Raw genomic sequence first — 26,099 nt, 5'->3', positions numbered from 1 at the left:
TAAATGGCAGCCAAAAGCATCATCAGCCGGCCGGTTTACGGAACCCTGTCTCCACAGCCCGGCAAGCACCATCTTTTCGTGGCGGATGCGGAGGGCGCGCTGGCGATAGCGGAGATGGCCAAGCGGGCTCCGGCCGGGTTTTTCGACGGGGCCGAAATCGTCTTCATTCCCGGCCCTGACGGCAAACACGTTGCCGCGCTCGAAGCGCTGAAGCCGGCGCAGTTTCATGAGGCGCCGTCTTTCGCCAGCCTGCTGCCGCGGCTCAGGCAGACGCTGGCCAATGCGCATATGGGCCTGCGCCTCTATCTCTCCGGCACCGAAGGCCTGATCGGCCAGGCGATGCAGGTGGCCCTTGAGGCCGGCATCGACCACACTTCGATCGAGACCGAGCACCGCGGCTCGCTGGCGCGGCGCATGCAGTGCGTGCACTGCAAGGGCATCACCGAGAACGTGACGACGCAGCCGGCGACCTGCGCGCATTGCGGCCTGCTGCTTCTGGTGCGCGATCACTATTCCAGGCGCATCGCCGCGTTCCAGGGCGTCTGCATCAATGCCGAGGATCGCAGCGAGATCCCTCCCATGGAGGAGATTTTTCGATGAGCACCGGAACAACAAAACTCGATGTCGTGGTCAGCAATGTCGTCCCGGTCAACGATCTGGTCACCCGCTTTCATTTCCGCCGGCGCGACGGGCAGCTTTTGCCGACCTTTTCCGGCGGTGCCCATGTCGTGGTCGAGATGCGCGATGGCGATCGCACCCGGCTCAATCCCTATTCGCTGATGGGCTCGCCGCTCGACACGCGCGAATACACGATCAGCGTGCGCCGCGATGATGTCGGCCGCGGCGGCTCGCTGTTCATGCACAGGAATGTCAGGCCTGGCCATGAGATGGTGGTCAGCTATCCGGTCAATCTGTTCTCGCTCGACCTGCGCGCCAAAAAACACCTGATGCTGGCGGGCGGCATCGGCATCACGCCGTTCATGGCGCAGACCGCACAGCTGGCGGCGGAAGGCGGCAATTTCGAACTGCACTACACCTGCCGCACCGCTTCGCTCGGCACCTATGCCGATGTGCTGCGCGAGCGCTACGATCGCCGGGTCAGGCTCTATCACGACGACCTTGACGAGCGCATCGAGCTCGACCGGCTGCTGTCGTCGCAGCCGCTCGGCACGCATCTCTATGTCTGCGGCCCGGCCGGCATGATCAACTGGGTGCGTGAGCGCGCCGCCACTCTCGGCTGGCCGTCGGAGACCGTGCATTTCGAGCATTTCGCGGCCCCCCAGCCCGGGCTGCCGTTCGACGTGACGCTTGCCGTCAGCGGCAAGACGATCAGGGTCGACGAACAGCAGAGCCTGCTCGAGGCGATCGAGGCGGCCGGCGTCGATCCGCCCTATCTCTGCCGTGGCGGCGTCTGCGGCCAGTGCGAAACCAATGTCATCTCGTTTGACGGCAAGTTCATCCACAACGACCACTGGCTGAGCGAGGAAGACCACCGCTCGGGCTGCAAGATCATGCCGTGCGTGTCGCGCTTCGAGGGCCGGTCGCTGGTGCTGGAAAGATAGGAGGCGAGCTTGGGCATTACCTTTCGCAAGGAAACGTTCCGCGACGATTTCACCTTCAAGAACAGCCCGGAGCACATCCGGCGGTTCCCGTTCCCGTTCCACGAAGACGCCTACATGTATGCGGTCAACATCGAGCCGCATGTCGTGGGACCCAAGGGCAGCGTGCTCGAAAACCTGATCGACGTCGACGAGCATTATGTCGCCGAGATGCAGGACCGTGCGCTGGTGCTGGCCGAGGATCCGCTGCGCTGCCAGTCGCTGCCGCACATGACGCTGGCCGGCTGGGACCTGCTCGAGCTCCTGATGGAGCAGCAGGCGCTCGGCTATCCCGAGCATTTCACGTTGACCCGCGACGGCGATCGCTGGCGCTGGATCAACCGGCCGCTCGGCATCGACGACACCTTCACCTTCGGCGACACTTCGACGCTGCCCTATGGGCCGATGGAGTACATCACCCGGCAGAGCCAGGGCGATTTCTGCATTCTCGACCAGCGCGACGGCAATCTGTGGATGGATGCCGGCATGGTCACCACCCAGGCCGACTGGTCGCTCGACTTCGACATCGGCATGAATTTCTTCGAGTGGCACGCGCCGGTGCCGCTGGCGCATGAGAAGGGGATTTTCACCCGCGCGCTGAAATTCCTCACCAACATCCAGCAAGGCAAGCCGGCAAGGCGCCTGAACTGGACGATGACCATCAATCCGCGCCTCGATACGAGCCCGGAAAACTTTCACAAATGGGGCCCGGACCGGACCACGGTGACGCCGGAGAATGTCGGCGACAAGGTGCATCTGCGCGTCGAGCTGCAGAGCTTCTGGCGACTGCCGCGCTCGAACGGCATCGTCTTTCCGATCCGCTGCTATCTGATCAAGATGGACGAGCTGGTGACGCAGCCGAAATGGGCACGGCGGCTGCACCGCGTCATCCGCGATCTGCCCGATGAACTCGCCAACTACAAGGGCCTGACGCGCTATCGCCCAACGCTGGTCGAGTGGCTGTCGAAGCTGGATGACGGGAGCGCGACATCGCCGGGATTTGGGCCGGACTAACCCGCGCTGTTCTGCGGATAGCAGATGATCGAGAGGTAGCGCATCGGCAGCTGTGTCAGCTGTTCTGGCCCGTGCGGCGCGTCGGCATCGAAGAACAGGCTGTCGCCTGGCTTCATCGGATAGAGGTTGCTGCCATGCCGGTAAACCACCTCGCCTTCGAGCATGTAGAGGAACTCCATGCCCTCGTGCTGGAAGGTGGGAAACACATCCGAATCCTCCGTCAGCGTGATCAGGTAGGGCTCGACGACGACGCCGCTGGTGTTGGAGCCGATATGGCCGAGCAGATTGTACTGGTGGCCGGCGCGCGTGCCGCGACGCTCGACATCGAGCCCTTCGCCGGCCTTGACGAAGACGGCGCTGCGCTCTTCCTCGAAGCGGCGGAAGAAGGCGGTGACCGGAACGCCGAGCGCCCGCGACAGCGCCTGCAAGGTGGTCAGCGACGGCGAGGTGATGCCGTTCTCGATCTTCGACAGCATGCCCAGCGAAATGTCGGTGGCGACCGCCAGATCGGCGACGGTGATGCCGAGCTTCTTGCGGAACGCCCGCACCTCGCGGCCGATCGCGACCTCCAGCACTTTTTCGCGGGTATCGCGAATGGCATGCGGGTTCTGCGTCAGCGGCGCCCGGATGGTCTTCCCGTCCGGCGAAACCTTGGGCAGCGGCTTGGCCTTTGCGCCGGCAGGGCCGGCACCAGGCTTGGGATCGGAAATCTTGTTCGCCATGTCGCCCCCGGGACTCTGCGGATATTTCACTCTAGGTGAACATATTCGGTGCCGATACAGCAGCGCAACTGCGACGGCAAGTCTCCTGAAGGCGCATGCCCACGATCCGGCGTTTGGCCGTGTCCGGTTTTTGTGGGAAATCCACCTTGGCGGAACGCTGTTTCAGCACGGGGGCTGTTGACAGCATCGAAGGGGCAATTACTGTCCTGTCAGTGAAATTTGTTTCGTAAGAGCAATTCCAGGAAAAGTGTGAAACGGTTTTCCCGGGAAAAGCTCATAGCGCTTTCCCTTGGGAATTGCGTCAAACCAAAAGTCGAAATCAGACCGGGAGGCCTGCAATGAAAAGTCGCGTTGCCGTCATCGGAGCCGGACCGTCCGGTCTAGCACAGCTCAGGGCCTTCAAGTCGGCCGCCGACAAGGGCGCCGACATTCCAGAGATCGTCTGCTTCGAAAAGCAGTCCGACTGGGGTGGCCTGTGGAACTACACCTGGCGCACCGGCCTCGACGAGCATGGCGACCCGGTGCACGGCTCGATGTACCGCTACCTCTGGTCGAACGGACCGAAGGAATGCCTGGAATTCGCCGACTACACCTTCGAGGAGCATTTTGGCCGGGCGATCGGCTCCTATCCACCGCGCGCCGTGCTGTGGGATTACATCAAGGGCCGGGTTGAGAAATCAGGCGTGCGCAAATGGGTGCGCTTCAACAGCCCGGTGCGCATGGTGACCTTCTCCGAGGCGACGAAGAAGTTCACCGTCACCGCGCATGACCGCACCAATGACGTCACCTACTCGGAAGAGTTCGACAATGTCGTCGTCGCCTCCGGGCATTTCTCGGTGCCCAACGTGCCCTATTTCGAAGGCTTCTCGACCTTCAACGGCCGCATCCTGCACAGCCATGATTTCCGCGATGCCATGGAATTCAAGGGCAAGGATATCCTGATCATCGGCCGCTCCTATTCGGCCGAGGACATCGGGTCGCAGTGCTACAAATACGGCGCCAAATCGATCACCTCCAGCTACCGTTCGAAGCCGATGGGCTTCAAATGGCCGGACAATTGGAAAGAAGTGCCGCTGCTGCAGAAGGTCGTCGGCAAGACCGCGCATTTCAAGGACGGCACCACCAAGGATGTCGACGCCATCATCCTGTGCACCGGCTATCTGCATTCCTTCCCCTTCCTCACCGAGGATCTGAAGCTCAAGACCGCCAACCGCATGTGGCCAGACGGGCTCTATGAGGGCGTCGTCTGGGAGAAGAACCCGAAGCTGTCCTATATCGGCATGCAGGATCAGTTCTACACCTTCAACATGTTCGACGCGCAGGCCTGGTTCGCGCGCGACGTCATCATGGGCCGCATCAAATTGCCGTCGGCCGAAGCGATGGCAGCGCACGGCGCAAAGTGGCGGGCGCGCGAGGAAACGCTGGAAGACGCCGAGCAGATGATCTGGTTCCAGGGCGACTACACCAGGGAATTGATGGACCAGACCGATTATCCCGGCTTCGACGTCGAGGCGGTCAACCAGACCTTCATGGAGTGGGAGCACCACAAGGGGGAAGACATTATGAGCTTCCGCGACCACGCCTATCGCTCGCTGATGACCGGCACCATGGCGCCGCTGCACCACACACCCTGGCTGCAGGCGCTGGACGACTCGATGGAGAGCTATCTCGAGGTGAAGGGGGTCGCGGCGGAGTAGCCGTCGCGCCTCTCACTACCCCAGCCTTGCCCGCGCCTTCGCCGTCCAGGCGTTGAACAGCCGGTCGGCGACGATGCCGATGAAGGCGATGGCGAGGCCGGCGACGATGCCACGGCCGGAATCGGCCTTGGACAGCGCGATGAACACTTCCTGGCCGAGATCGCGGGTGCCGACCATGGCGCAGATGATGATCATCGCCAGCGCCATCAGGATCGTCTGGTTGACGCCGAGCATGATCTCCGGCAGCGCCAGCGGCAGCTGCACGCGAAAGAAGGTCTGGCGCGGTGTGCAGCCTGAAACCTTCGCCGCCTCGATCAACGCCGGCGGCACCTGCCTGATGCCGTGATTGGTGTAGCGGATGGCTGGCACCACGGCGAAGGCGACGGTGGCGATCATCGCCGTGACGTCGCCGACCCGGAACAGCATCACCACCGGAATGATGAAGCAGAAGGACGGCAGCACCTGCAGCGTGTCGATGACCGGCGCAACGATCTTCTCGAAGCGGTCGCTGCGTGAGGCCATCAAGCCAATGGGAATGCCGATCAGGCACGCGATGAAGGCCGAGATGCCGCAGAGATAGACCGTCGCCATGGTCTTTTCCCACAGCCCGGTAACAGCGCAGAAGGCGGTCAATGCGGCGACCAGGGCCGCGAGCCGCAGGCCGGAGAGCTGATAGCCGGCAAGGCCGAGCAGGAACACCGCGCCCAACCACGGAAAGCCCTCGCAGAAGGCGCGCAGCGGGTTCAGCACATTGAGGATGAGCGCCACGCGAAACGCCTCGATCGTGTCGAAGAAGTTGATCGTGACCCAGTTCACGGCTGCCTTCCACAGCGGCGCGGTGGTGAAGGTGATCGCTTTCGGCACCGCCGCGAAGGCCGGCACGAACAGGCCGAGCAGCGTGGTGATGACAAGGATGGCGATGGCCAGTGTCAGGTTGGGGTAACGCCGCCAGAAGCTCGGGCTCACCTCCCGATGGACATGGCCCTTTGCTTGGCTGTGCGCGATCGCCTGGCTAAGCCGGTCGAGCGCGATGGCCAGCGCGACAATGGCGAGACCGGCTTCCATCGCTTCGCCGACCTTCAGTGCCCGCAGCGCCAAAAGCACGTCGTAGCCGAGGCCGCCGGCGCCGATCATCGAGGCGATGATGACCATGTTCAGCGCCAGCATGATGACCTGGTTGACGCCGACCATCAGCGTCGGCCGCGCCGAGGGCAAAAGCACCCGCCACAGTTTCTGCCGCGCCGTGCAGCCGGCCATCTCGCTGAAATCGTCGATCTCGGATGGCACCCGCGACAGGCCGAGCATCGTCGCTCGCACCATCGGCGGCGTGGCGAAGATGGCCGTCGCGATCATTGCCGAAACCGGGCTGTTGCCAAACAAAAGCAGCATCGGGATGAGATAGGCGAAGGTCGGGATCGTCTGCATCAGGTCAAGCGCAGGGGAGACGATCAGCCTTTCCGCCCATGGCTTGCGCCATGCCCAGATGCCGGCGAACAGCCCGGTGACGATGCAGAACGGCACGGCGATGGAGATCAGCGCCAGCGTCAGCATGGCGCTGGTCCATTGGCCGAACAGCGCGATGTAGAGGAAACAGCCGCCGACCAGCATGCCGAGCTTCCGGCCGCCTGCGGCATGCCCGGCAAGGAACGCAGCAGCGCAGACGCCGACCCAGGACAGGCGTGGCAAGACATAGGCGTCGGCGCCGTGGCCGATCTTGAAATTCTTGGCCAGCAGATTGAGCGCGAAGTCGAGCGGCACGCCGAGCACGGCGGTGATCGAGCGTGTCAGCCAGGACAGGTTCGACTTGATCCAGCGCATCAATGCGCTGACCCAGTCGGCGACCGGCACGATCGCGCTGGCCGGATAGTTGACGGCCCAGGGCAGGCTGTCCTGCAGTAGGAACACAACAAGCACGGCGGCAAGTGCCGAAGCCCAGACGATCAGCCAGATCTGAACCAGACGCGCCTTTGCCTCGCTGGCGCCAGCCGTCACCGTCATGCGCCGACCCTCGAACGATCGATGCCGGCCAGCAGATCGATCACCGCTTGCGGCGTCACTTCGCCGATCGGCTTGCCAGTGCCGTTGACCACCGCGAACGGCTTGCCGGCCGAAACGATGCTTGCCGAAAAGCTGGCTATCTTGGCATCCGGTGCCACCGTGCCGCCATGCTCGGCGCCGTCGCAAGCGCGCATCAGACTGCGCGCCGAGATCACCTTGGCGCGGTCGACGTCGCGGGTGAACTCGGCGACATAATCGGTCGCCGGGTTGACCACCAGTTCCTCCGGCGTGCCGATCTGGATGACCTCGCCGTCCTTCATGATGGCGATGCGGTCGGCCAGCCGGATCGCTTCGTCGAAATCATGGGTAATGAAGACGATGGTTTTGTGCAGCATCGTCTGCAGCCGCATCAGTTCGTCCTGCATCTCGCGGCGGATCAAGGGGTCGAGTGCCGAGAACGGCTCGTCGAGAAACCAGATTTCCGGTTTGGTCGCCAGGCTGCGGGCGATGCCGACACGCTGCTGCTGGCCACCGGAAAGCTCGCGCGGATAGAAATGCTCGCGGCCGCGCAGGCCGACAAGCTCGATGACCTCGCGGGCCCGCGCTTCGCGTGTCGGCCGATCCTGCCCCTGGATGCTGAGTGGAAAGGCGATGTTTTCCAGCACGTTGAGATGCGGCAAGAGCGCAAAATTCTGGAACACCATCCCCATGCGATGGCGCCGCAATTCGATCAGCGCCGCATCGGAGATTGTCAGCAGGTCCTTACCCTCGAATTCGACCTTGCCGTGGGTCGGCTCGACCAGCCGCGACATGCAGCGCACCAGCGTCGACTTGCCGGAGCCTGACAGGCCCATGATGATAAAAATCTCGCCTTGGCGGATCTCCAGATCGACGGCGCGCACGGCACCGACCAGTCCGGCAGCAGTGACGTCGGCCATGCTGGCCTTGCCATCGCGCTCGCGGATGAAATTGGCCGCGTTCGATCCGAACAGCTTCCAGACGTTGCGGCAGGCAAGCTTTATCGGGCGGGCATCCTTGCCCGGCTGTGTCGGTGCCTGTTCAGTCGTATCCGTCATCCAATCGTCCTTCTGGAACATCAGGAATCGAGACCCGGCTGATCAGCAGCCGGGTCTCATTTTTCCAGTCGGAACGATCACTGCGCCCAGGCTTTCCAGTCTGCCTCGTGCGCTGCGATCCAGGCGGCCGCGACGTCTTCCGGCGTCTTGCCGCCGAGGTCGATGTCGCCGCTCATCTTGTTGAGCTCGTCGGTGTCGATCGTGTAGGCTTTCGCCACCTTGTAGGCGACCGGCCACTTGTCCTTCATGCCGGACCAGGAGTATTTCCAGATCTCGCCATGCGGCTTGCCGCAGTCATATTTGGCGTCGGGGTTCACGCCCCATTTCGGATCGTTGTAGCACTCGGGCGTGTATTCGGGGAACTGCACCCATTCGCCCTTGTATTTGGCCGGCGCCCAGTGCGGCGAATAAATCCACAGCATGATCGGCGCCTTGCGCTGATAGGCGGAATCGAGCTCCGCGAACATCGCCGCGTCGGTGCCGGCATGGATGACGGTGAAGGGCAGTTTCAGCGCTTCGACGCGCTCGTCGTCAAACCCTTCCCATGTCACCGGGCCGCCGAGATAGCGACCCTTGGGTGCTGTCTCGGCCGTCGAGAACGAAGCCGCGCAAGTGGCGTCGAGCAAGGCATGCCAGTCCGGCAAGGTTGGGCATTTTTCCTTCATGTATTCGGGAAACCACCACTCTTCCTTGGCCTTGGGTCCGAGCTTGCCGAGCCGTTCGGTCTGGCCTGTAGCATCGGAGGCTTTCATGGCTTCGCCAGCCGTCGTGTCCCAGAACTCCAGGCCGACATCGAGGTCGCCATTGGTGAGACCCGTGGTCAGGCTGGAGAGATAGTCGGCAGTCGGATATTCGACGGTATAGCCGAGCTTTTCCAGGATGCCGCCGAGGATCTTGGCGTTCAGATTGACGCTGGTCCAGTCGAACAGCGCGATCTTGATCGGGTCGTTGGATTCGGGTGCTGCGGCTTGGGCGGAAGGTGTCAGCAGGCTTAGGGTCGCGAGCGCGACGGCGCCCATCGACAGTTTCGAGATCTGGCTGCGAAATGACATGCTTGTTCTCCTTCAAGCTGTGAAAATTATCGTTGGTTCCCTTCTTGCGGCTTTTCTTGATTGTGTTGGTAAGACTGGTCGATGCGCAAGGCCGTCGGCGCCAAATTGTCGCCCTGGCTTTGGCCAAGGCAGGCAAGATGGTGCTCAATTCTGGTGATGGTCGAATAGGACTTGAGTGTCAGCGTCATGGCTGCCGACGGATCGCTGCGGGAGCGATCATCCGCGGATCAATTACCAGTCTTGCGGCGCCCTGCAAGGTGCGAGCCATCAAGGTCCCATGATCTCGGCTGTTGGCCCAGGCAAGCCCCATCTCGCCTAGACCGTTTCATAGGATGAAATTATATATACCAAGGTTCATGTCGCGCAACGACTAACGCCCGCGGGATGCATAATTTCAGACCGCAGGCGAAGTCGAGCCCGGCCGCCAGATCTTCCGTCCTACCAGCAGACGTAGCCGCCATCGACAATCAGGTCGAGGCCGGTGACGAAGCTCGAGGCGCGGCTGGCCAGGAACACCGTCGGTCCGACCATTTCCTCCGGGGCCGCCATGCGCCCCATCGGCGTGTCGCGCTTGAAGATCTTGACTTCTTCCGCCACCTCCGGCCGCTTGTTCATCGGCGTCAGCGTATAGCCGGGGCTGACGACATTGACGCGCAGCCCGCGATCGGCCCACTCCATGGCGAGGCTCTTCGACATGTGGATGACGGCGGCTTTCGAGGAGTTGTAGTGCGCCTGCGTCAGTCCCCGGTTGACGATGGTGCCCGACATCGAGGCGATGTTGATGATCGAGCCCTTGCGGCGGGTCAGCATCTTGCGGGCTTCAGCCTGACAGGACAGGAACACGCCGGCGACATTGACCTCATGCACGTTCTGCCATGTCTCCAGCGACAGCGTCTCGGCCGGTTCCGAACCGGCAATGCCGGCATTGTTGACGGCGACGGTCAGCGCGCCGAGTTCGCTCTCGACACGATCGATCGCCGCCGCGAGATCGCTCTGCGATGTCACCGTGCCGGTCAGGACCAGCGCCTTGCGACCGAGCGCCGTGATCCGGTGGGCAGTTTCGTCCAGCCCGCCCTTCGAGGTATGGCCGAAACAGGCGACATCGGCACCCGCCTCGGCCAGCCCGATCGCGATTGCCTGGCCGATGCCGCTGCCGGCGCCGGTGACCAGCGCGACGTCGCCATCCAGCTTGAAAAGATCCATGATAGCCCTCCCTGCCTTGGGGAGGGTATGCGCTGAACCGTGTTTCGATCAAGCGTGCTCTGCCCGCAAGCGGACCAAGGGCGCTATCGTTCAGAAATAACCGTCCGACGCGGCCGTGGCTTCCTTCGGGATTTCGACGCCGTCGACCAGGACCTTGTCGACCAGTTCGTGGTGGAAGCAGACCAACCCCTTGATACGCTCCGCCTCGTGCACCGGCTCGGGATAGTACCAGACGAGGTTCTCGTGGCGCTTGGCCTTGGTCGTCACGTGATAGTAGCTGGAGATGCCCTTGTAGGGGCAGCGCGAGATGTAGCGGCTGGGCGCGAACATATCGAGCCGCGTGTCGGAGATCGGCAGATAGTGGCGCACCGGATGGCCGGTCTCGAACAGGAACACGCCACGGCGTGAATCGGCGACCAATTCGCCGTCGAGAATGACCTGCACGCGCCGCGACGACGGCAGGCAGTCGACACGACGGAACGGATCGCGGGCATGGACGAAGATCTCCTCGTCCTCCTCGAACCAGTGGCCCATCTTGCTCCAGTAGAACGACATATAGTCGGCGAGCGGCGGGCAGCCTTTCACCGGATCGGCGTAGCGCCAGGCCGCGTCCTCGACCAGCGTCACGCCGGTGTTGAGCGAATAGTGGGTCGCCACGCCCTTGAACGGGCTCTCGGTCGTCATCGTGCTCGGCAGCAGGAACTCCTCGCGCACGTCGCTCATCGGGAAATAGTAGACCGGCAGATGGTCGGACTCGTAGAGCACCAGCGCGTTGACCGTGTCGGCGACCGTCATCGACCCAACCTGCACGCGCAGCCGCTTCTGCGTCGGCATGGTGAAGGCGACATAGCCCGGCTCGAAATCATATTGGGTGATGCTGTCGAGCAGCGGAAAATGCGGCCCGCGGCCGCGCAGGTGGCGCTTGCGAATGGTACTCTCCCGGTTCTTTTCTTTTATGATCGGACGCTGGCGCACGATCAACTCAATGACACGCGATCGAGCAGCAGCCCGGCGGCGATCGGCGGCAAGCCGCTGACATTCTTGCGCACCGGCACCAGCAGATCGGGGAAATAGCTGAAAATGACAGGCGTCTCGTCGAGCAGCAGTTTCTGGATGTCGGAGGCGGCGCTGCGCTGTGGGCCAACGTCGAGCGCTTTCAGGTAGCTGGTGACCATGCCGTCATAGGCCGGGCTCTTGAAATGCGCCGCGTTCCAGGGTCCGTCGCTGACCAGCGGGCTTTTGAGGAAGACGTTGGGCACGCTGCGGTGCGCGTAGTCGGTGATGCCGAGCGGGCTGTCCAGCCAGTCCGACTGGCCGAACACCGCCTTGCCGTAATATTTGTCCTGGTCCTCGATGTTGAGCGCGATGCGGACGCCGATTTCCTTGGCGAAATTCTGGAACAGCTGCGCGTAGCCGGGAATGTCGGAATAGCGCAACGTCGTCAGCGTGATGTCGAAGCCGCTGGCAACGCCGGCTGCTTCAAGCAGCTGCCTGGCCTTGGCGATATCCTGGACGCGTTGCGGCACCGTCTTGTCGGTCGCGGGGAAGGCCGGCGCGAACGGGCTGTCATTGCCGGTCGCCGCCATGCCGCGGCACAGGCCATCGACCAGCTTGGAGCGGTCGATGCACAGCGCCAAGGCCTGGCGCACGCGCTTGTCGGTGAACGGGCCGGTGTCGCAGCGCATGTGAAGCTGGCGGTGCGCGGTCGAGGCGACACGCAGCACGGTGATGTCGGGGCTGTTGAGCACGACCTGGCTGACATCGAGCGGAACCGCGTCGAGGATGTCGACCTCGCCAGCCTGCAGCGCCAGGATGCGCGGCTGCACGTCGCCATAGAACTTGAATTCGAGACGGTCGGGCAATGCCTTCTCGCCCCAATAATCGGGGTTGCGCACGAAGGTCGCGCCGACCTTCGGCGTGTAGGTCTCCAGCCGGAATGGTCCGGTGCCCTCGAAGGTCTTTTCGTAGTCGCCCTTGTAGCTCGCCGGCAAGATGACGGCGTTGTAATTGTCGATCGACACCGAATAGGGAAAGCTGCCGTTCGGCGCATCGAGATGGAAGGCGACGGTGTGATCGTCGACCTTCCGGGTGCCGCCCTTCGACAGCAGGCCCTTGAACACCGACAGCGCGTTCGAGGCGCCGCTGGGGTCGGCCAGCCGGTCGAAGGTCGCGACGACGTCGTCGGCCTTGAAGTCCTCGCCATTGTGGAATTTCACGCCCTTGCGCAGCTTGAAGGTCCACACGCTGCCGTCCTCGTTCGGCGCCCAGCTTTCCGCCAGCACCGGCTTCAAGGTGAGGTCCGGCTGGGTGATGCAGAGAAACTCGGCGGTCTGGAAAACCAGCTGGTAGCTGCCGCTGTCATAATAGGTGACGGGATCGATGGCGCCGCCCGGCGTGGCGACGCCTGCGCGCACGGTGCCGCCCGGCTTGCCCTCGGCGCGGGCCTGCTGCGTGCCGAGGCCGGCGGCGGCAACGAGGCTGCCGAGGAATGGCAGGGACAGGCCAAGCACGGTGCCATGGCGCAGGAAATCGCGCCGGTCCATCCTGCCGGCGAGCAATTCATCGACAGCGGAATTTTCGATTGCTGGGAGATTTCTGCGAGCGACGTCGATCATCCTGAAATGCTTTGGCATGGCTGCATTCCTCGCTTGGCTTGGGTTTTGTCATCTAGTTCATTGTTGACTGCCGCCGGAAAGCGATATTTTTTGATAGGGGTCATCGAAATTTTCGATGCAAGGGGTGAGCCATGGACACTGAAAATCTGCGCAGCTTTCTCGAAGTTGCCACCCATGGCAGCTTCACCGTCGCGGCCAGCCGGCTGAACCTTGCCCAGTCCACTGTCAGCGCGCGGATCCGCGGGCTGGAGGAGCAGCTGGGGCGCCGGCTTTTCGTGCGCGATCGCGATGGCGTGACGCTGACGCCGGCCGGCCGGCAGTTCCTGCCGCACGCCTCTTCCATCACCCGCACCTGGGAGCAATCCAGGCAGGACATCGCCGTTCCCGATGGCTATGAGACCTTGCTGCGGCTAACCGCGCCCGCCTATCTGTGGGACCGCATCACCTCGCCATGGGTCGAGTGGATGCGCGCCAGGCGGCCGAACGTGGCGCTGCGGTTAGAGGGCAGTTTCCCGGATCTGGCGATCGATCAACTGGCGGAGGGCCTGCTCGACATCTGCATCCTCTATCTGCCGCGCCCGCATCCTGGCATCGTCTACGAAACGCTGGCGGTCGATCAGGTCGTGCTTGTTCAGCATGCGGCGCAGACGAAGCCGTGGACCGAGAACTACATTCTGATGGATTGGGGGCTGGAGTTCCGCATCGAGCACGACCGCGCCTTTGCCGGCATGGTGAAGCCGGCCATCTCAGCCGGACTGGTCTTCATCGGGCTGCAGCATGTGCTATCGCAGCAAGCGGCGGCCTATCTGCCGCTCAGCGCCGTCAGCACCCATATCGAGCGTGGCGAAATGCGGCGCATCGACAACGCGCCGGTGTTCCAGCGGCCTATCTATCTCGCCTATCCCTCGAATCCCGTCTCGTCGGATGTTCTGGATGTGGCGCTCACCGGGCTGCGCACGCTGGCCAGAGACTGGGCGGAAGGTCAGGGCTTTTCGGAAGGCGACCGTTCCCTGGGCATGACCGGCCGGATGTGACGGGCCAGGTCACAGGAGCATCCAAGAGTGATGCTCGCTATGCCGGCTCGGTCATCACCGCCTTCTGTAGCCGGCAAGTTCGGCGTAGGGGATATGGCAGCGGATCGAGTGGCCGGGGTGCGCCTCGGCCAGCGGCGGCTCCTGCTGCTCACAGATCGCCCCGATCTTGCGCGGGCAGCGTGTGTGGAACACGCAGCCCGACGGCGGGTTGGTGGCGCTGGGGATTTCGCCGTCGAGGCGAATGCGCGCCGTCTCGGTCTGATCGAGCTTGGGCACGGCCGACAGCAGCGCTTCGGTGTAGGGATGATGCGGGCCGGAAAAGACGTCTTCCGACGGTCCGAGTTCCATGATCCGGCCGAGATAGAGCACGGCGATCTTGTCCGAGAGGTAACGCACCACGGCAAGATCATGCGAGATGAAGATGTAGCTGACGTCTTCCTTCGACTGCAGGTCGGCGAGCAGATTGAGGATGGCCGCCTGCACCGACACGTCGAGCGCAGATGTCGGCTCGTCGCACACAACGATGCGCGGGTCGCCGGCGAAGGCGCGCGCTATGGCGACACGCTGCTTCAGGCCGCCCGAAAGCTGGCGCGGCTTGACGGCGAGATGCCGGTCGGTCAGCCGCACCGAGCGGACGAGGTCGTTGAGGCGAGCCTCCAGCGCATTGCCGCTCAAACCCGCCAACCGCTTCAGCGCGCGGCCGATCAGGTGCCGGATCGAATGCGAGCGGTTGAGCGCCGAGTCCGGATTCTGGAAGACGATCTGCATTGCCTTGATCTGGTCGTCGCTGCGGTTTTCCAGCCGCGGCGCCAGCGCCTTGCCCTCGAGTTCGATGGTGCCGCCTCCATCTGGTGGCACCAGGCCGAGCAGCAGCCTGGCGAACGTCGTCTTGCCGCTGCCGGATTCACCAACAAGCCCAAGCGTCTCTCCCGGTCGCAGATCGAGCGACACGTCCTTCACGGCGCGCAGCGCATGGCCATGGCTGGTATAGGTCTTGTTCAGCCCCGCGATCCGCAGCACCGGTGCTGCTGCCGCCTTTGGTGCAGGCGCAACGTCGCTCGGGGTTGCGCGCGGCAGCGCCTGCGCCTTCTCGTGATAGAAGCAGCGCGACAGCCGGCCGCCCAGATCATAGAGCGGCGGCAATTCGCTGCGGCAGCGGTCGTCGGCGAGCGCGCAGCGATCGGCGAAGGCGCATCCCTTGATGTCAGCACCAATGCCGGGCAGGAAGCCCGGAATGGTGTCGAGCCGACCCTGGTCCTTGCGCTGGCCGCCGCGCGGCAGGCAGCGCAGCAGCGCCACCGTATAGGGATGGCGCGGATCGTTGAACACGTCCTCGGTCGGCCCTTCCTCGACCAGCATGCCGGCATAGAGCACGCCGACCCGGTCGCACATGTTGGAGACGACCGCGAGGTTGTGGCTGATGAACAGGATCGAGGCCGACAGCTCCTGCCTGAGCTGTGCGATCAGGTCGAGCACTTCGGCCTCCACCGTCGCGTCGAGACCGGTCGTCGGCTCGTCGAGGATCAGCATCGATGGATCGTTGGCCAGCGCCATGGCAATCGCCACGCGTTGCTGCATGCCGCCGGAAAGCTGGTGTGGATAACGCTGCATGACGCTTGTCGGGTCGGAGATGCGCACCCGGTTCAGCATGGCGATCGCGCGGTCGATGGCTGCCTGTCCCGTTATGCCGCCGAGTTCAAAGATCTCGGTCAGCTGGCGGCCGACGCGGATCGACGGGTTCAGCGCCTTGCCCGGGTCCTGGTAGACCATGGAGACGCTCTCGGCCCGCGCCCGCCTGAGCGCTTCGGCATCCAGCTTCATGACGTCCTGGCCGTCGAGCGAGATCTCGCCGCCGGTGATCGAGCCGTTTCTTGGCAGATAGCGCACGACGGTGAGCGCAACGGTGGATTTGCCGCAGCCGGACTCGCCGACCAGCCCGTAGGCTTCGCCCTGGCCAATGTTGAGGCTGAGGTTGCGCAGCACCGCGCGGTTGCGGCCGGCAACGCGGTAGGCAACCGACAAATCGTGCAGTTCGAGGGCGTTTTCTGCCTTGGCGGACTTAGTCATTGAGCGCTCCGTGAACGCCGTCGGCCGCCAGATTGACACCGATCACCAGCGAGGCGATGGCGAGCGCGTCGAACAGCACCGTCCACCAGAAACCGCCGCCGATCATGCCGTAATTGTTGGAGATCGAGAGCCCCCAGTCGGGTGAGGGCGGCTGGATGCCGAAGCCCATGAAGGAGAGCGTGGCGACCGCGAAAATGGCGTAGCCAAGACGCACGGTGGTTTCGACCAGGATCGGCGGGATGACGTTCGGCAGGATCTCCACGAACATCGTATGCAGCGCACTTTCATGCCTGAGCTGTGCGGCGGCGACATAATCGAGTTCGCGCTCGGCCAGCACCGCGGAGCGCACCGTGCGCGCGATGATCGGCGCGAAGCTGAGGCCGATGACGACGATGACCGTCGTCTTCGATGTGCCGAGCGCCACGATGGCCAATAGCGCGACGATGACCACCGGGATCGCCATGAAGGCTTCGAGGATGCGGCTGACGACATCGTCGACAAGGCCGCGGAAATAGCCGGTGACGAGGCCGAGCGCCGTGCCGGCCACCGTCGCCAGCAAGGTCGCCAGCGGGGCGACGGTCAGGATGTCGCGCGAGCCGACGATGACGCGCGAGAAGACGTCGCGGCCGATCTGGTCGGTGCCGAACCAGTGTTCGGCCGAAGGCGGTGCCAGCGCGTTGAGGATGTCGTCGGCAAGCGGGTCATAGGGTGCGAAATGCTCGCCGAACAATGCGCAAGCGACCCAGAACAGCACGATGGCGAAACCGGTCAGGAAGGTGCCGGAGCGCAGCAGCGAAAACAGCGCCTCAGCCAAGGGCCCACGCCGGCGCATGTCATCGGGGGTGGGGGAGGTGGTTTGAACGGCGCTCATTGATCTGACCCCAGCCGGATGCGCGGATTGAGCACGGAATAGAGAAAGTCGGCGGCAAGCGTCGCCACCGCGTAGACGATGCCGATGGTGAGAATTCCCGATTCCAGCATCGGGAAATCCTTGCCGCGCGCCGCCGTGAAGATCAGCGAGCCGATGCCCTGGTAGCGGAACAGCGTTTCGATCACGACGAGGCCGCCGATGAGATAGCCGGTCTGCGTCGCGATGACGGTGATGGTCGGCAACAAGGCGTTGCGCAGCACATGCCGCCAGATCACCGTGCGCCATGGCAGGCCCTTGAGCACGGCTGTTCGCGTGTAGTCGGAATCGAGCGCCTCGATCATGCCGGAGCGCGCCATGCGGGCGATGTAGCCGAACAGCACCAGGAACAGCGGCAGCGCAGGCAGGATCAGATAATAGAGCTGGGTGAAGAAGCCGGCATTGCGCGGCCATGCGGCTGAGATAGGCAGCCAGCGCAGCCAGACGCCGAAAATCAGGATCAGGATGATGCCGGTCACGAATTCCGGCAGCACCGTCACCGACAGGCCGCCAAGGCTGATGATGCGGTCGAGCGGCCGGTTGAGATTGAGCGCGGCAACGACCCCGCCAAGGATGCCGATCGGCACCACCAGCACGAAGGCGACCGCCGCCAGCTTCATCGAATTGCCGAGCGCATCGATGACGAAGGGCGCGACCGGCGAGCGGAAGATGTAGGACGTACCCATGTCGCCCTGGACGAAGTTCGAGATCCAGCCCCAGTACTGCGCCAGCAGCGGGCGATCGACGCCGAGCGTGTGATTGAGAGCGTCGACAGCACGCTGGTCGGCGAACGGGCCCAATATCGCGCGTCCGACATTGCCGGGCAGCACCTGGCCGCCCAGGAACACCATGATGCTGAGCAGGAACAGCGTCACCAGCGACAGCGAGACACGCCGGGCAAGGAAGGAGAGAATGGCTAAGACTCCTTGTGGAGCCAGCCCCCGTGAGGGAGCTGGCTGTTACAGGATTGGCTTTCCCTTTCCGTTCAGGCCTTCGATGCCTTGTCGAGGAACAGCTGCGACATCGCCGTCGGCTGCACGCCGGCCACGCCTTTCGCCGTCGCTGTCAGATAGTCGTAGAAATAGCCGAAGATGACCGGCGTTTCTTCGAGCAGCAGGTTCTGGATCTTGCCCGCCGTCGCCTTCTGCGCCTCGAGGTCGAGCGCGGCGATGTAGCTGGTCGCCAGCGTGTCGTAGTCCTTGTTCTTGAAGTGCGCGGCGTTCCAGGTGCCGTCGCTCTTCAGTGGCGCGGCCAGGAAGACGTTCGGCACGCCGCGGTGTCCGTAGTCGGTGATGCCCATCACCGAATCCAGCCAGTTCGACTTGCCGAACACCGCATCGCCGTAATAGGCGCCCTGGTCGAGGATGTTGAGCTCCAGTTCGATGCCGATCTCCTTGACCCAGTTCTGGATGAGCTGGGCGTATTCGGGGATTTCGAGGTAGCGCTCGGTGGTCAGCGTCACCTTGAAGCCCTTGCCGGCGCCCGCGGCTTCCATCAGCTGCTTGGCCTGGGCGATATCCTGCTTGCGCTGCGGCACGCTCGCATCGGTCGAGGGGTAGGCCGGGGCGAACGGGCTGTCATTGCCGGGCGAAGCCCGGCCTTTCATCAGGCCGGCAACAAGCTTATCGCGGTCGAGGCTGAGGGCGATGGCGCGACGTACGCGGGGGTCCTTGAACGGATCGGAATCGCACCGCAGATGCAGTTGCTGGTGCGCGACCGACTTCAGGCTGATGATGTCGATACCTGGATCGTTGAGCAGTGCGACGCCGGCCAGCACCGGCAACTGGTTGATGATGTCGACCTGGCCGCCCTGTAGTGCCAGGATCTGCGGCTGCGTGTCGGCGAAGAAGGTGAACTCGGTGCGTTCGGGCAACGCCTTCGGACCCCAATAGTCTTCGTTGCGGACGAAGGAAGCGCCGACCTTTGCCGTGTATTTCTCGATCTTGAACGGCCCAGTGCCGTCGAAGCTCTTCTCGTAGTCGCCCTTGTAGCTCGCCGGGATGATGACGGCGTTGTAATTGTCGGACGACAGCATGTAGGGGAAGTTGCCGTTCGGGGCGTCGAGGTGGAATTCCACCGTGTAGTCGTCGACCTTCTTGCTGGCGCCCTTCTGCAGGATGCCGGTGAACACCGACAGCGCGTTGGACGAGTTCGCCGGATCGGCAAGGCGGTCGATGCTGGCCACGACATCGTCGGCCTTCATCTCGCCGCCACTGTGGAATTTCACGCCCTTGCGCAGCTTGAAGGTCCACACGGTGCCGGTGTCGTTCGGCTTCCAGCTTTCGGCCAGCGCCGGCTGCAGCACGAGGTCGGGCCCGTCGACGCAGAGGAACTCGGCAACCTGCTGCATGACCAGCAGGCCGCCGGCGTCCGCGATGGTGACCGGGTCGATCGTCGCCGCCGGCACGCTGCTGGCGACACGTATGGTGGCGCCGGGTGCACCCTGGGCGCGCGCCAGCGACGGCATGCCGCCGAGGCCGGCGGCCATGCCGATACGGCCCAGCAGCGGCAGCGACAGGCCGAGCAGGCTGCCGTGGCGGATGAAGTCGCGGCGGCTGACCCTGCCGTCGACGAGGCCATCGATCAGGTGATTTTCAAGCGGCGAGCGATTGCGCCGGATCAGGTCGAGAATGTGATAATTCTTGCTCATGGGTTTTTACCCTTCCCCTATGTTTTTATGACTAACGAATTTTTGCGGATAGCTCCATTTTCCGGCCGCCAGGGTAGCCCGCTGACCGGGACTGTAGCATGCGATTTTGTCCGGTCCATCCAGTCGTTGGCTTGGATGCGCCGGATTCTTGGCTGCACTGTTTTCACCCGTCTTTGTCCAACCTTCCCGACCGAAGTCGCGGCGGTTGGCTTCTCGTCTCTTGGCCGCCTGTCTTGGTCGCCTGCCGTCATCTAGTTCAGCGGCAAACGGCGATAGGTTCCGGGCTTTGCCGGGTCATGATACTTGTTGCACGGTCCGTTCTCGGTAAAGTCTCTGTGACAGGCCGCGAGGTTTTCCCGCGACAACATCACGCCGAGACCGGGGCCTTCCGGAACGCGCACAACGTTGTTTCTGGGCGAAAATGGCCCTTCCTCGGTGACATCCATCGGCAGCATGCGAAACAGCGACTGGTTCGGCTCCCTGATCCAGCCGAGTGCCGCGCACAGATGCAGATAGGCCGCGCTGCCGATGCCGCTGTCGCCGCTGTAGCACCAGAAATCGATGCCGGCATGCTCGCAGGCGCCGACGAAACGCAGCAGGCGGCCGATGCCGCCATGCGTCGTCGGGTTGCCGACGAAGGCGTCCGGAACCTTAGTTTCCATGGCGCGGGCAATGTCGATGTTGTGGGTCGAGAACGGGATCGAGCAATGACGCCGCAACTCGCGCATCTCCTCGATGGTCGCCACCGGGTCCTCCCAGTTGCGCACGCCCAGCTCCTCCAGCGGCCGCGCAAGGCGACGCGCCGTCGCCAGCGAATAGGCCTGGTTGGAATCGATGCGGATCATCGCATCGTCGCCAAGTTTCTTGCGGATCAGCTCGACCATCCTGAGCGAGATTTTCGGATCCTGCGTCGAAAACTTGCCTTCGAAGAAGGTCGTCCCATGGGTCTCATGCAGTTCGACGCAATAATCGGCGACTTCTTCCGGCGTCGTCTCGCCTTTGACCTTTGGACCGTCGCCGCGCAGCGAGAAATAGTCGGTGAACGGGATGTCCTTGCGCACGGCGCCGCCGAGCAGCTGGTAAAGCGGCTGGTTCCACGCCTTGCCGCGCAGATCCCAGAACGCCATTTCGATGGCGCCGAAGGCCATGATGCGGGTGCGGTCGTTGATCGACTGCACGCCTGTCCAGAAGGGCAGGCAGACATTCTCGGCGCCGGCGATGTCGAAGGCGTCGCGGCCGACCAGACGTGGCGCCAGGACATCATTGATGATCGCGGCCGCCGCCGGTGTTGGCGCCTCGCCGAGGCCGATCAAGCCATCCTCGGTCTCGACCTCGACGATGGTTGGCGAAAACCCGTCGAGCTCGCCGAACACCCAGGCGTAAGGCGCCTCGAGGCGCAGGTTGATCGGCGTCGCCTTGATGCTGCGGATTTTCATCTCAGCGGCCGACCTCGAAGAACGGCGCGCCGAGCAGGTCGGGAACCACATCGATGCCGAGGCCCGGTCCATCCGGAATGCCCATGCGGCTGCCGGTGACCGGCGGCTTGTTCGACGCCGTGCGCACCGTCACCCATTCGTGGAAGGCGATGGCATGCAGGCGGCGTTCTTCAGGCGTCGACAGTGACAGATGCGCCATTGCCGCGGTGTCGATCTCGGCGCCGCCGGTGTCCTCGACGGTGATCATGAAGCCGAGGTCGACGGCGAGATCGCGGATCTGCCGCGTCTTCGTCACGCCGCCAAGCCGCGATATCTTCAAGGTCAGCCCGTCGGCGGCACCCTTGCGATGAATATCGAGCATGTCGTCGAGCGAGGCGACGGATTCGTCCAGCACCATCGGCTTGTCGAGCGAGCGGCGCACCGACATGCATTCGTCGATCGTCGTGCAGGGCTGCTCGAACGTGTAGTCGATGGCCCGTGTCGCATCTGCAAATTGACGCGCCTGGTAGGGCGTCCATCCGGCATTGGCATCGCAGAAGATAACCGTGCCTTTCGGCACCGAAGCGGCGACCGCCGTCACACGCTCGATGTCGTCATGGACATTGCCGCCGACCTTGACCTGCAGCCGGTGGAAGCCGTCCTTGACGATCCGCTTCGCCAATGCCGCCATGGCGTCGACGCTGCCGTGGGTGACGACCTTGTAGAGTTCGGCAGTCTCGCTCTCCTGGCCGCCGAGCAGCGTGACCAGCGGCAGGTCGGCGGCGCGTGCGGCCAGATCCCAGCAGGCCATGTCGAGCGCCGACTTGATGTAGGGGTGGCCCTTGAACACCGTATCCATCAGCCGGCCGATGCTGGCCAGCCCGCGCGGATCGTGGCCGATGAGATGCGGCGCGATCTCGACCACGCCGGCACGAACGCCGGCAGCGAAGGCGGGTGAGTAGAAATTGCCGAGCGGCGCCATCTCGCCCCAGCCGGTCAAACCGCTGTCGGCGGTGATGGACACGATCACCGCATCGAAGGCGTTGGCAACGCGTCCCTTGGACATGCGGTAGGGCCCGTCCACGAAGGGCTGCACGACATGGTAGGCTTTTATGGTTTCGATCCGCACGTGTCTGTCCATTGTCTGTTATGTCGGGATGGGGCTGCCAGACTGACCGGGCTCAGCTGCCTCCCGGGCCGCTGCGCGCGGGGCTGGCGCGATCGGCTCTGCCGCCCTTGGACGTCCGCTGTTCGAGGCTGCGCGCATAGGCAATCAGTTCCTCGAAATCGAGGCCGATATGCTCCCTGGCATGGCGCTGGGCGGCGAGCATGTCCTTGCCCTTCAGCAACTGCACATAGGTCTCGTGCACATCTTCGGCCGGCACCGGCTCGTTGCGAGCATGCTGGTGGAGCGCAAAATACATCTGCAGCCGGCTGGTCAGCCGCTGCCAGGTCTCGAGCAGCACCGAATTATCGGCCCATTCATAAATCAGTCCGTGCAGTTGCAGCGCGGTCTCGATCTGGCGCGTGGTGTCGAGCGCGCGCGTCGCCTGCTTCACCGTCTCGTGGCGCCGGTCGAGCTCGTCGAAGAAGCGCTGGTCGCGTAGCGGCCAGGTCTGCTCGATGGCGAACTCGTCCATCACCTTGTTGAACGAATAGGCATCGTCGATGTCCTTGGCGGTGACATCGATGACGAAGGTGCCGGCATAGGGAATGCTGGTCAGGATGCCTTCCTGCACCAGCTCGCGCATCGCCTCGCGCAATGGCGCGCGGCTGACACGCATCTGTTCGGAAATCCGGAGCTCGTTGAGCTTCTGGCCTGGTTCCAACTGGCCGGTCAGGATCGCGCGCCGCAACAGCGCGACGATCTCGGCGCGCCGCGTCGTGTCCGCGATCGGACTGAAATCCGCTTTGCCCATTCGGCCACTCCCAAGGAAAACCGAGAGCAAGACAAGCAGATTGTCGACAATCTAACAAGAGGTCATTTTCGGATTTTTTGATTGCCTCATGGTGGGCGCACCTTCAACCGGCTGGCTGTCAGGCCGCGCGGCCGTAGAAACCGACCCGCTCCTCGTCGCTGAACATGACGCCGGGCTTCTCGTAGTAGGAAAACACAGCGATCATGCGCTCGCGCTCACCTTCGACGGTGGTGACGCGATGCGCGGTATTCTTGCCGCGAAAGACGTTGAGCGTGCCCGGCTTCATGCGCAGGATCTTGGCTTCGGGGTCACGCCCTTCGAGCAATCTGGCGACGCCCTCATAGTTCGGGTTGTCGTCCGACCGCAGGTCGGTGCGGTATTCGAGGTCGCCGCCGCGTTGCGACTGCTGCAAGAGAAGGGTGGTGGTGAATTCCGAACGGTCGAAATGCCAGTTGAGCGCTTCGCCGGCGCGATAGGCCATCACATTGGTGCGCGCCAGCGGGTCCTTCATGACATGCAGCTTGGTCTTGCCCATCGCCGCCGCCAGGAAGCGCAGCAGCGGCTCGTATTCGTAGATGGCGAGCACGACGCTGCCGGGGATCTGGTCGGCACAGACGGTGTGGCTGATGGTCTCGACCTTGCGCAGCGCCGGATGGCTGGGCGCAAGCTCGGGGATGTCAGGCTTGAAATAGATGTTGTGCATGCGCTTGTGCACATGCGACCGCGCAGCCATGACCGGCTGGATTTCCCGCACGGCTTTTTCAGCGATGCCGGGCCGCAGAAACCCCTCGAGGTTGAACATGCCGTCGGCTTCGAGTGCGGCGATGGATTGGTCGACGAGGCGCTTCCATTCGGCGCTGCCTTCGCGGTCGAGCGGATAGCGGTCGAGATCGAGGATGTCTTTCATGGTCATAGGCTCCGAGGTTATGAGCCTATGAGACGGCAAAAAAATCTTTCTCTCAACGCGGAAAATAATTAGGATTGGGCAAGAAAAACTTTTGGGAAGATCGATGTGGAACGGCTGCCACCGCTGAATGCGATCAAGGCTTTCGAGGTCGCGGCGCGCGCCGGCAGCTTCACCTTGGCCGCGACCGAGCTTGGCGTGTCGTCAGCGGCGGTGAGCCAGCAGATACGCAATCTCGAAACCTGGTTCGGCAAGCAGTTGTTCGTGCGCAGCGGCAACCGCATCACGCTGACCGACGCCGGCCACGCCATCTATCCGCAGACCGCGCGGGCGCTGGGCGACATCGCGGCGATCGGCCAGCGTATGCTGGAAGGCGGCTTGCGGACGCGCCTTGTCGTCAGCGTGCCGTTCTCGCTGGCCGAATTGTGGCTGGCGCCGAAGCTCGCCGAGCTTCTCGATGCCTTCCCGCAGATGGCGATCGATGTCCGGGTCGAGGACGATCCGGTCGACCTGATACGCCAGAACATCGATCTGCGCATCAGCTATGGCGACTATCACTATCCCGGATTGAAGCTCGTCCGGCTTGTCCATGATGACGTCTTTCCGGTCTGCGCGCCCGAATTCTGGCACAGGCATGGCAATGGCGATCCGGGTCTGGCGGATCTGCATGAAAGCCTGTTCATCCACACCAATTGGGGGCCGAATTATGCCTCGCACCCGACCTGGGCCGATTGGTTCGCGGCATCCGGCGGCAGTCGCTCGCCCGACCCGTCGCATGGGCGGCGCGTCGGCCTGTCCAGCCTGGCAATCACCTCGGCGAGGCTGGGTCTCGGCATTGCCCTTGGTCAGCGTGTCATGGCGCGCGCCGATCTGGAGGCAGGCCGCTTGATCGCGCTCTCATCCGTCTCGGTCCGCCTCGGGCATCCCTATTGCGCGTTCATGCCGCCGGCCAAGGCCGACCGTGCCGATGTCGCGGGTCTGGTCGAGCTGCTCACGAAAGCGGCGCCCGCGACCTGTGGGCAGGTCAGGGCGCCGCGCTGAAGCCGGACCTGACGGGGGTGTTCAGGTGGCCGGCTTTTCCGGCAGCGGAGAAATCGGCATTCCGGGTCCGATCTTCTGCAGATTGCCTGTTATCACCTGATCGCCTTCGGCCACGCCGGTCAGGATCGCCACCTGGTCGCCGCTGGTCGGGCCAAGCGAAACCAGCCGCTGGTCGACCGTGTTGCCCTTGCCGACGACGTAGAGATATTTGCCGAGCTGGCTCGATCCGAGCGCCGTCTGGGGCACCATCAGCGCATCGGCCTGCTGCTTCACATGCAGCCGGACACGGACATATTGGCCCGGCAGCAGCGTGAACTTGCCGTTGCCGATTGTCGCCCGTGCCGTGATGGTGCCGGTCGAACGGTCGACCGAATTGTCGATGAAGGTGAGTTCACCCTTCTGGCTGGCTTCGGTCTGGCCGGGAAGCAGGACCTCGACTTCGATCGGACCAGCCGCGCGAGCCTGCTCGATTTCGGCCAGATCCGTCTCGCTCGGATTGAAGGTGACGTAGATCGGATCGAGCTGCACCAGCGTGTTGAGCACGGTGCCGGCAACGCTGACCAGCGTTCCGACCGAGGCCTGGTTGCGACCCAGGCGTCCGGGGAACGGTGCGCGGATTTCGGCATAGCTCAGATTGAGCTCGGCCGTGCGGACCGCCGCCTGGTTGAGCGCCAGCGACGCCTGTGCCTCGCGCAAGGTGCTGGTGCGCTGGTCGAAGCCGTCCTTGGCAAGATAGCCGCTCTTGGCAAGCTCGGTGCCCCGGCCGAGATTGGACCGGGCATAGTCGAGCGTTGCCGTGTCGCGCTGCACCTGCGCCCTGGCCTGGTCGAGAGCCGCCTGGAAGTCATCAGGTGAGATCTTGTAGAGAAGATCGCCTTGGCGGACGTCGACGCCGTCAGCAGCGGTCTGCTCCTGCAGATAGCCCGGAATTCTGGCCTGCAAGGTGATGTTGCGGATCGGCTCCGTCCGCGCGGCATAGTCGAGGTAGATCGGGATCGTCTTCTTGACGACGCTGACCACCGGCACCGGCATGACGAACGCCGCAGGCGCGGGCGCCGCACCAGCGGTGCCGGCATTGAGGCTGACATTGCCCATGTCGAGCAGGTGGACGCTGGCCACCGAGATCGCTCCCAGCGCGACAGCCGTTCCCAACGCGATTTTCCATTTACGCATGATAGTCTCCAATC

The 26,099-nt window shown here is 63.5% G+C and carries 22 protein-coding genes and 1 pseudogene; 6 read left to right on the top strand and 17 right to left on the bottom strand.

All coding sequences use genetic code 11. The annotated features are described in order from the left end of the window. The first annotated feature begins 3 nt into the window (after positions 1-3). Genes ACFFNA_RS28720 through ACFFNA_RS28710 form a run of 3 tightly spaced genes read left to right on the top strand, consistent with a single transcriptional unit; the run spans position 4 to position 2,612 of the window. Positions 4-600, top strand: coding sequence for a dimethylamine monooxygenase subunit DmmA family protein (locus ACFFNA_RS28720; protein ID WP_378923261.1), 597 nt, complete (start codon positions 4-6; stop codon positions 598-600). Continuing rightward, positions 597-1,562, top strand: coding sequence for a PDR/VanB family oxidoreductase (locus ACFFNA_RS28715; RefSeq protein WP_378923260.1), 966 nt, complete (start codon positions 597-599; stop codon positions 1,560-1,562). Before ACFFNA_RS28720 ends, ACFFNA_RS28715 begins: the two co-directional genes overlap by 4 nt. A 9-nt stretch (positions 1,563-1,571) precedes the next feature. After that, entirely contained in the window at positions 1,572-2,612 is a 1,041-nt protein-coding gene (locus ACFFNA_RS28710; RefSeq protein ID WP_378923259.1) for a heme-dependent oxidative N-demethylase family protein, read from the top strand. Here ACFFNA_RS28710 and ACFFNA_RS28705 read toward each other — a convergent pair. Then, positions 2,609-3,334: a helix-turn-helix domain-containing protein gene (locus ACFFNA_RS28705; protein ID WP_111546919.1), complete on the bottom strand. Its 726-nt coding sequence runs from the start codon at positions 3,332-3,334 to the stop codon at positions 2,609-2,611. The two genes, ACFFNA_RS28710 and ACFFNA_RS28705, sit on opposite strands and share 4 nt — an antisense overlap. A gap of 338 nt (positions 3,335-3,672) precedes the next feature. On the opposite strand from ACFFNA_RS28705, the gene ACFFNA_RS28700 reads away from it, so the two are divergent. After that, a complete protein-coding gene (locus ACFFNA_RS28700) occupies positions 3,673-5,031 on the top strand; it encodes a trimethylamine monooxygenase (protein WP_378923258.1) in 1,359 nt (452 codons plus the stop codon). Between the two features lie 15 nt (positions 5,032-5,046). On the opposite strand, the gene ACFFNA_RS28695 is transcribed toward ACFFNA_RS28700, so the two are convergent. The 7 genes from ACFFNA_RS28695 to ACFFNA_RS28665 all read right to left on the bottom strand — a co-directional run bounded on the left by ACFFNA_RS28695 (position 5,047) and on the right by ACFFNA_RS28665 (position 12,993). Then, entirely contained in the window at positions 5,047-7,029 is a 1,983-nt protein-coding gene (locus ACFFNA_RS28695) for an ABC transporter permease (RefSeq protein ID WP_378923257.1), read from the bottom strand. After that, positions 7,026-8,105, bottom strand: coding sequence for a quaternary amine ABC transporter ATP-binding protein (locus tag ACFFNA_RS28690; RefSeq protein WP_378923256.1), 1,080 nt, complete (start codon positions 8,103-8,105; stop codon positions 7,026-7,028). Before ACFFNA_RS28690 ends, ACFFNA_RS28695 begins: the two co-directional genes overlap by 4 nt. A gap of 77 nt (positions 8,106-8,182) precedes the next feature. Then, positions 8,183-9,157, bottom strand: coding sequence for an ABC transporter substrate-binding protein (locus ACFFNA_RS28685; RefSeq protein WP_378923255.1), 975 nt, complete (start codon positions 9,155-9,157; stop codon positions 8,183-8,185). Positions 9,158-9,183: 26 nt separating this feature from the next. Beyond that, a complete protein-coding gene (locus ACFFNA_RS28680; protein ID WP_378923254.1) occupies positions 9,184-9,345 on the bottom strand; it encodes a hypothetical protein in 162 nt (53 codons plus the stop codon). A 250-nt stretch (positions 9,346-9,595) separates the two neighbouring features. Beyond that, positions 9,596-10,360 carry an SDR family oxidoreductase gene (locus ACFFNA_RS28675; RefSeq protein WP_378923253.1) on the bottom strand — a complete coding sequence of 255 codons (765 nt, stop codon included), beginning with the start codon at positions 10,358-10,360 and terminating at the stop codon, positions 9,596-9,598. 90 nt (positions 10,361-10,450) lie between these two features. Then, positions 10,451-11,248, bottom strand: a complete 798-nt coding sequence (locus tag ACFFNA_RS28670) for a DUF427 domain-containing protein (protein WP_378923827.1) — start codon at positions 11,246-11,248, stop codon at positions 10,451-10,453. Positions 11,249-11,337: 89 nt separating this feature from the next. Then, a complete protein-coding gene (locus ACFFNA_RS28665; RefSeq protein WP_378923252.1) occupies positions 11,338-12,993 on the bottom strand; it encodes an ABC transporter substrate-binding protein in 1,656 nt (551 codons plus the stop codon). Positions 12,994-13,106: 113 nt separating this feature from the next. Between ACFFNA_RS28665 and ACFFNA_RS28660 the strand changes: the two genes are divergently transcribed. Next, positions 13,107-14,009 carry a LysR family transcriptional regulator gene (locus ACFFNA_RS28660; protein WP_378923251.1) on the top strand — a complete coding sequence of 301 codons (903 nt, stop codon included), beginning with the start codon at positions 13,107-13,109 and terminating at the stop codon, positions 14,007-14,009. 37 nt (positions 14,010-14,046) lie between these two features. Here the strand turns inward: ACFFNA_RS28660 and ACFFNA_RS28655 are convergent. From ACFFNA_RS28655 to ACFFNA_RS28620, 8 genes and pseudogenes are all read right to left on the bottom strand, one after another. Next, a pseudogene (locus tag ACFFNA_RS28655) lies at positions 14,047-16,076 on the bottom strand (dipeptide ABC transporter ATP-binding protein). Next, complete coding sequence (locus ACFFNA_RS28650; protein WP_378923250.1) at positions 16,069-16,947, bottom strand: ABC transporter permease; 879 nt, start codon at positions 16,945-16,947, stop codon at positions 16,069-16,071. The pseudogene ACFFNA_RS28655 and the gene ACFFNA_RS28650 overlap by 8 nt, the downstream one beginning before the upstream one ends. Further along, on the bottom strand, positions 16,944-17,897 hold the full coding sequence (locus ACFFNA_RS28645; RefSeq protein ID WP_378923826.1) for an ABC transporter permease: 954 nt from the start codon (positions 17,895-17,897) through the stop codon (positions 16,944-16,946). The genes ACFFNA_RS28650 and ACFFNA_RS28645 overlap by 4 nt, the downstream gene beginning before the upstream one ends. Positions 17,898-17,968: 71 nt before the next feature. After that, positions 17,969-19,633, bottom strand: a complete 1,665-nt coding sequence (locus ACFFNA_RS28640; protein WP_378923249.1) for an ABC transporter substrate-binding protein — start codon at positions 19,631-19,633, stop codon at positions 17,969-17,971. Positions 19,634-19,884: 251 nt separating this feature from the next. Further along, positions 19,885-21,069 carry a mandelate racemase/muconate lactonizing enzyme family protein gene (locus ACFFNA_RS28635; RefSeq protein ID WP_378923248.1) on the bottom strand — a complete coding sequence of 395 codons (1,185 nt, stop codon included), beginning with the start codon at positions 21,067-21,069 and terminating at the stop codon, positions 19,885-19,887. Between the two features lies 1 nt (position 21,070). Further along, entirely contained in the window at positions 21,071-22,177 is a 1,107-nt protein-coding gene (locus ACFFNA_RS28630) for a mandelate racemase/muconate lactonizing enzyme family protein (protein ID WP_378923247.1), read from the bottom strand. A 52-nt stretch (positions 22,178-22,229) separates the two neighbouring features. Continuing rightward, on the bottom strand, positions 22,230-22,967 hold the full coding sequence (locus ACFFNA_RS28625; protein ID WP_378923246.1) for a GntR family transcriptional regulator: 738 nt from the start codon (positions 22,965-22,967) through the stop codon (positions 22,230-22,232). 118 nt (positions 22,968-23,085) lie between these two features. Beyond that, positions 23,086-23,874, bottom strand: a complete 789-nt coding sequence (locus ACFFNA_RS28620) for a HalD/BesD family halogenase (protein ID WP_378923245.1) — start codon at positions 23,872-23,874, stop codon at positions 23,086-23,088. Between the two features lie 105 nt (positions 23,875-23,979). Here ACFFNA_RS28620 and ACFFNA_RS28615 point away from each other — a divergent pair, with 105 nt between their 5' ends. Continuing rightward, positions 23,980-24,912, top strand: coding sequence for a LysR substrate-binding domain-containing protein (locus tag ACFFNA_RS28615; RefSeq protein ID WP_378923244.1), 933 nt, complete (start codon positions 23,980-23,982; stop codon positions 24,910-24,912). A gap of 21 nt (positions 24,913-24,933) precedes the next feature. Here ACFFNA_RS28615 and ACFFNA_RS28610 read toward each other — a convergent pair whose 3' ends face one another. After that, positions 24,934-26,085 carry an efflux RND transporter periplasmic adaptor subunit gene (locus ACFFNA_RS28610; RefSeq protein WP_378923243.1) on the bottom strand — a complete coding sequence of 384 codons (1,152 nt, stop codon included), beginning with the start codon at positions 26,083-26,085 and terminating at the stop codon, positions 24,934-24,936. Positions 26,086-26,099: the final 14 nt, after the last annotated feature.

The organism is Mesorhizobium kowhaii (assembly GCF_042431665.1).
Taxonomy (GTDB): Bacteria; Pseudomonadota; Alphaproteobacteria; order Rhizobiales; family Rhizobiaceae; genus Mesorhizobium; species Mesorhizobium kowhaii.
Note: the sequence above shows the minus strand (reverse complement) of the source record. Positions and strands in the feature narration are given on the sequence as shown.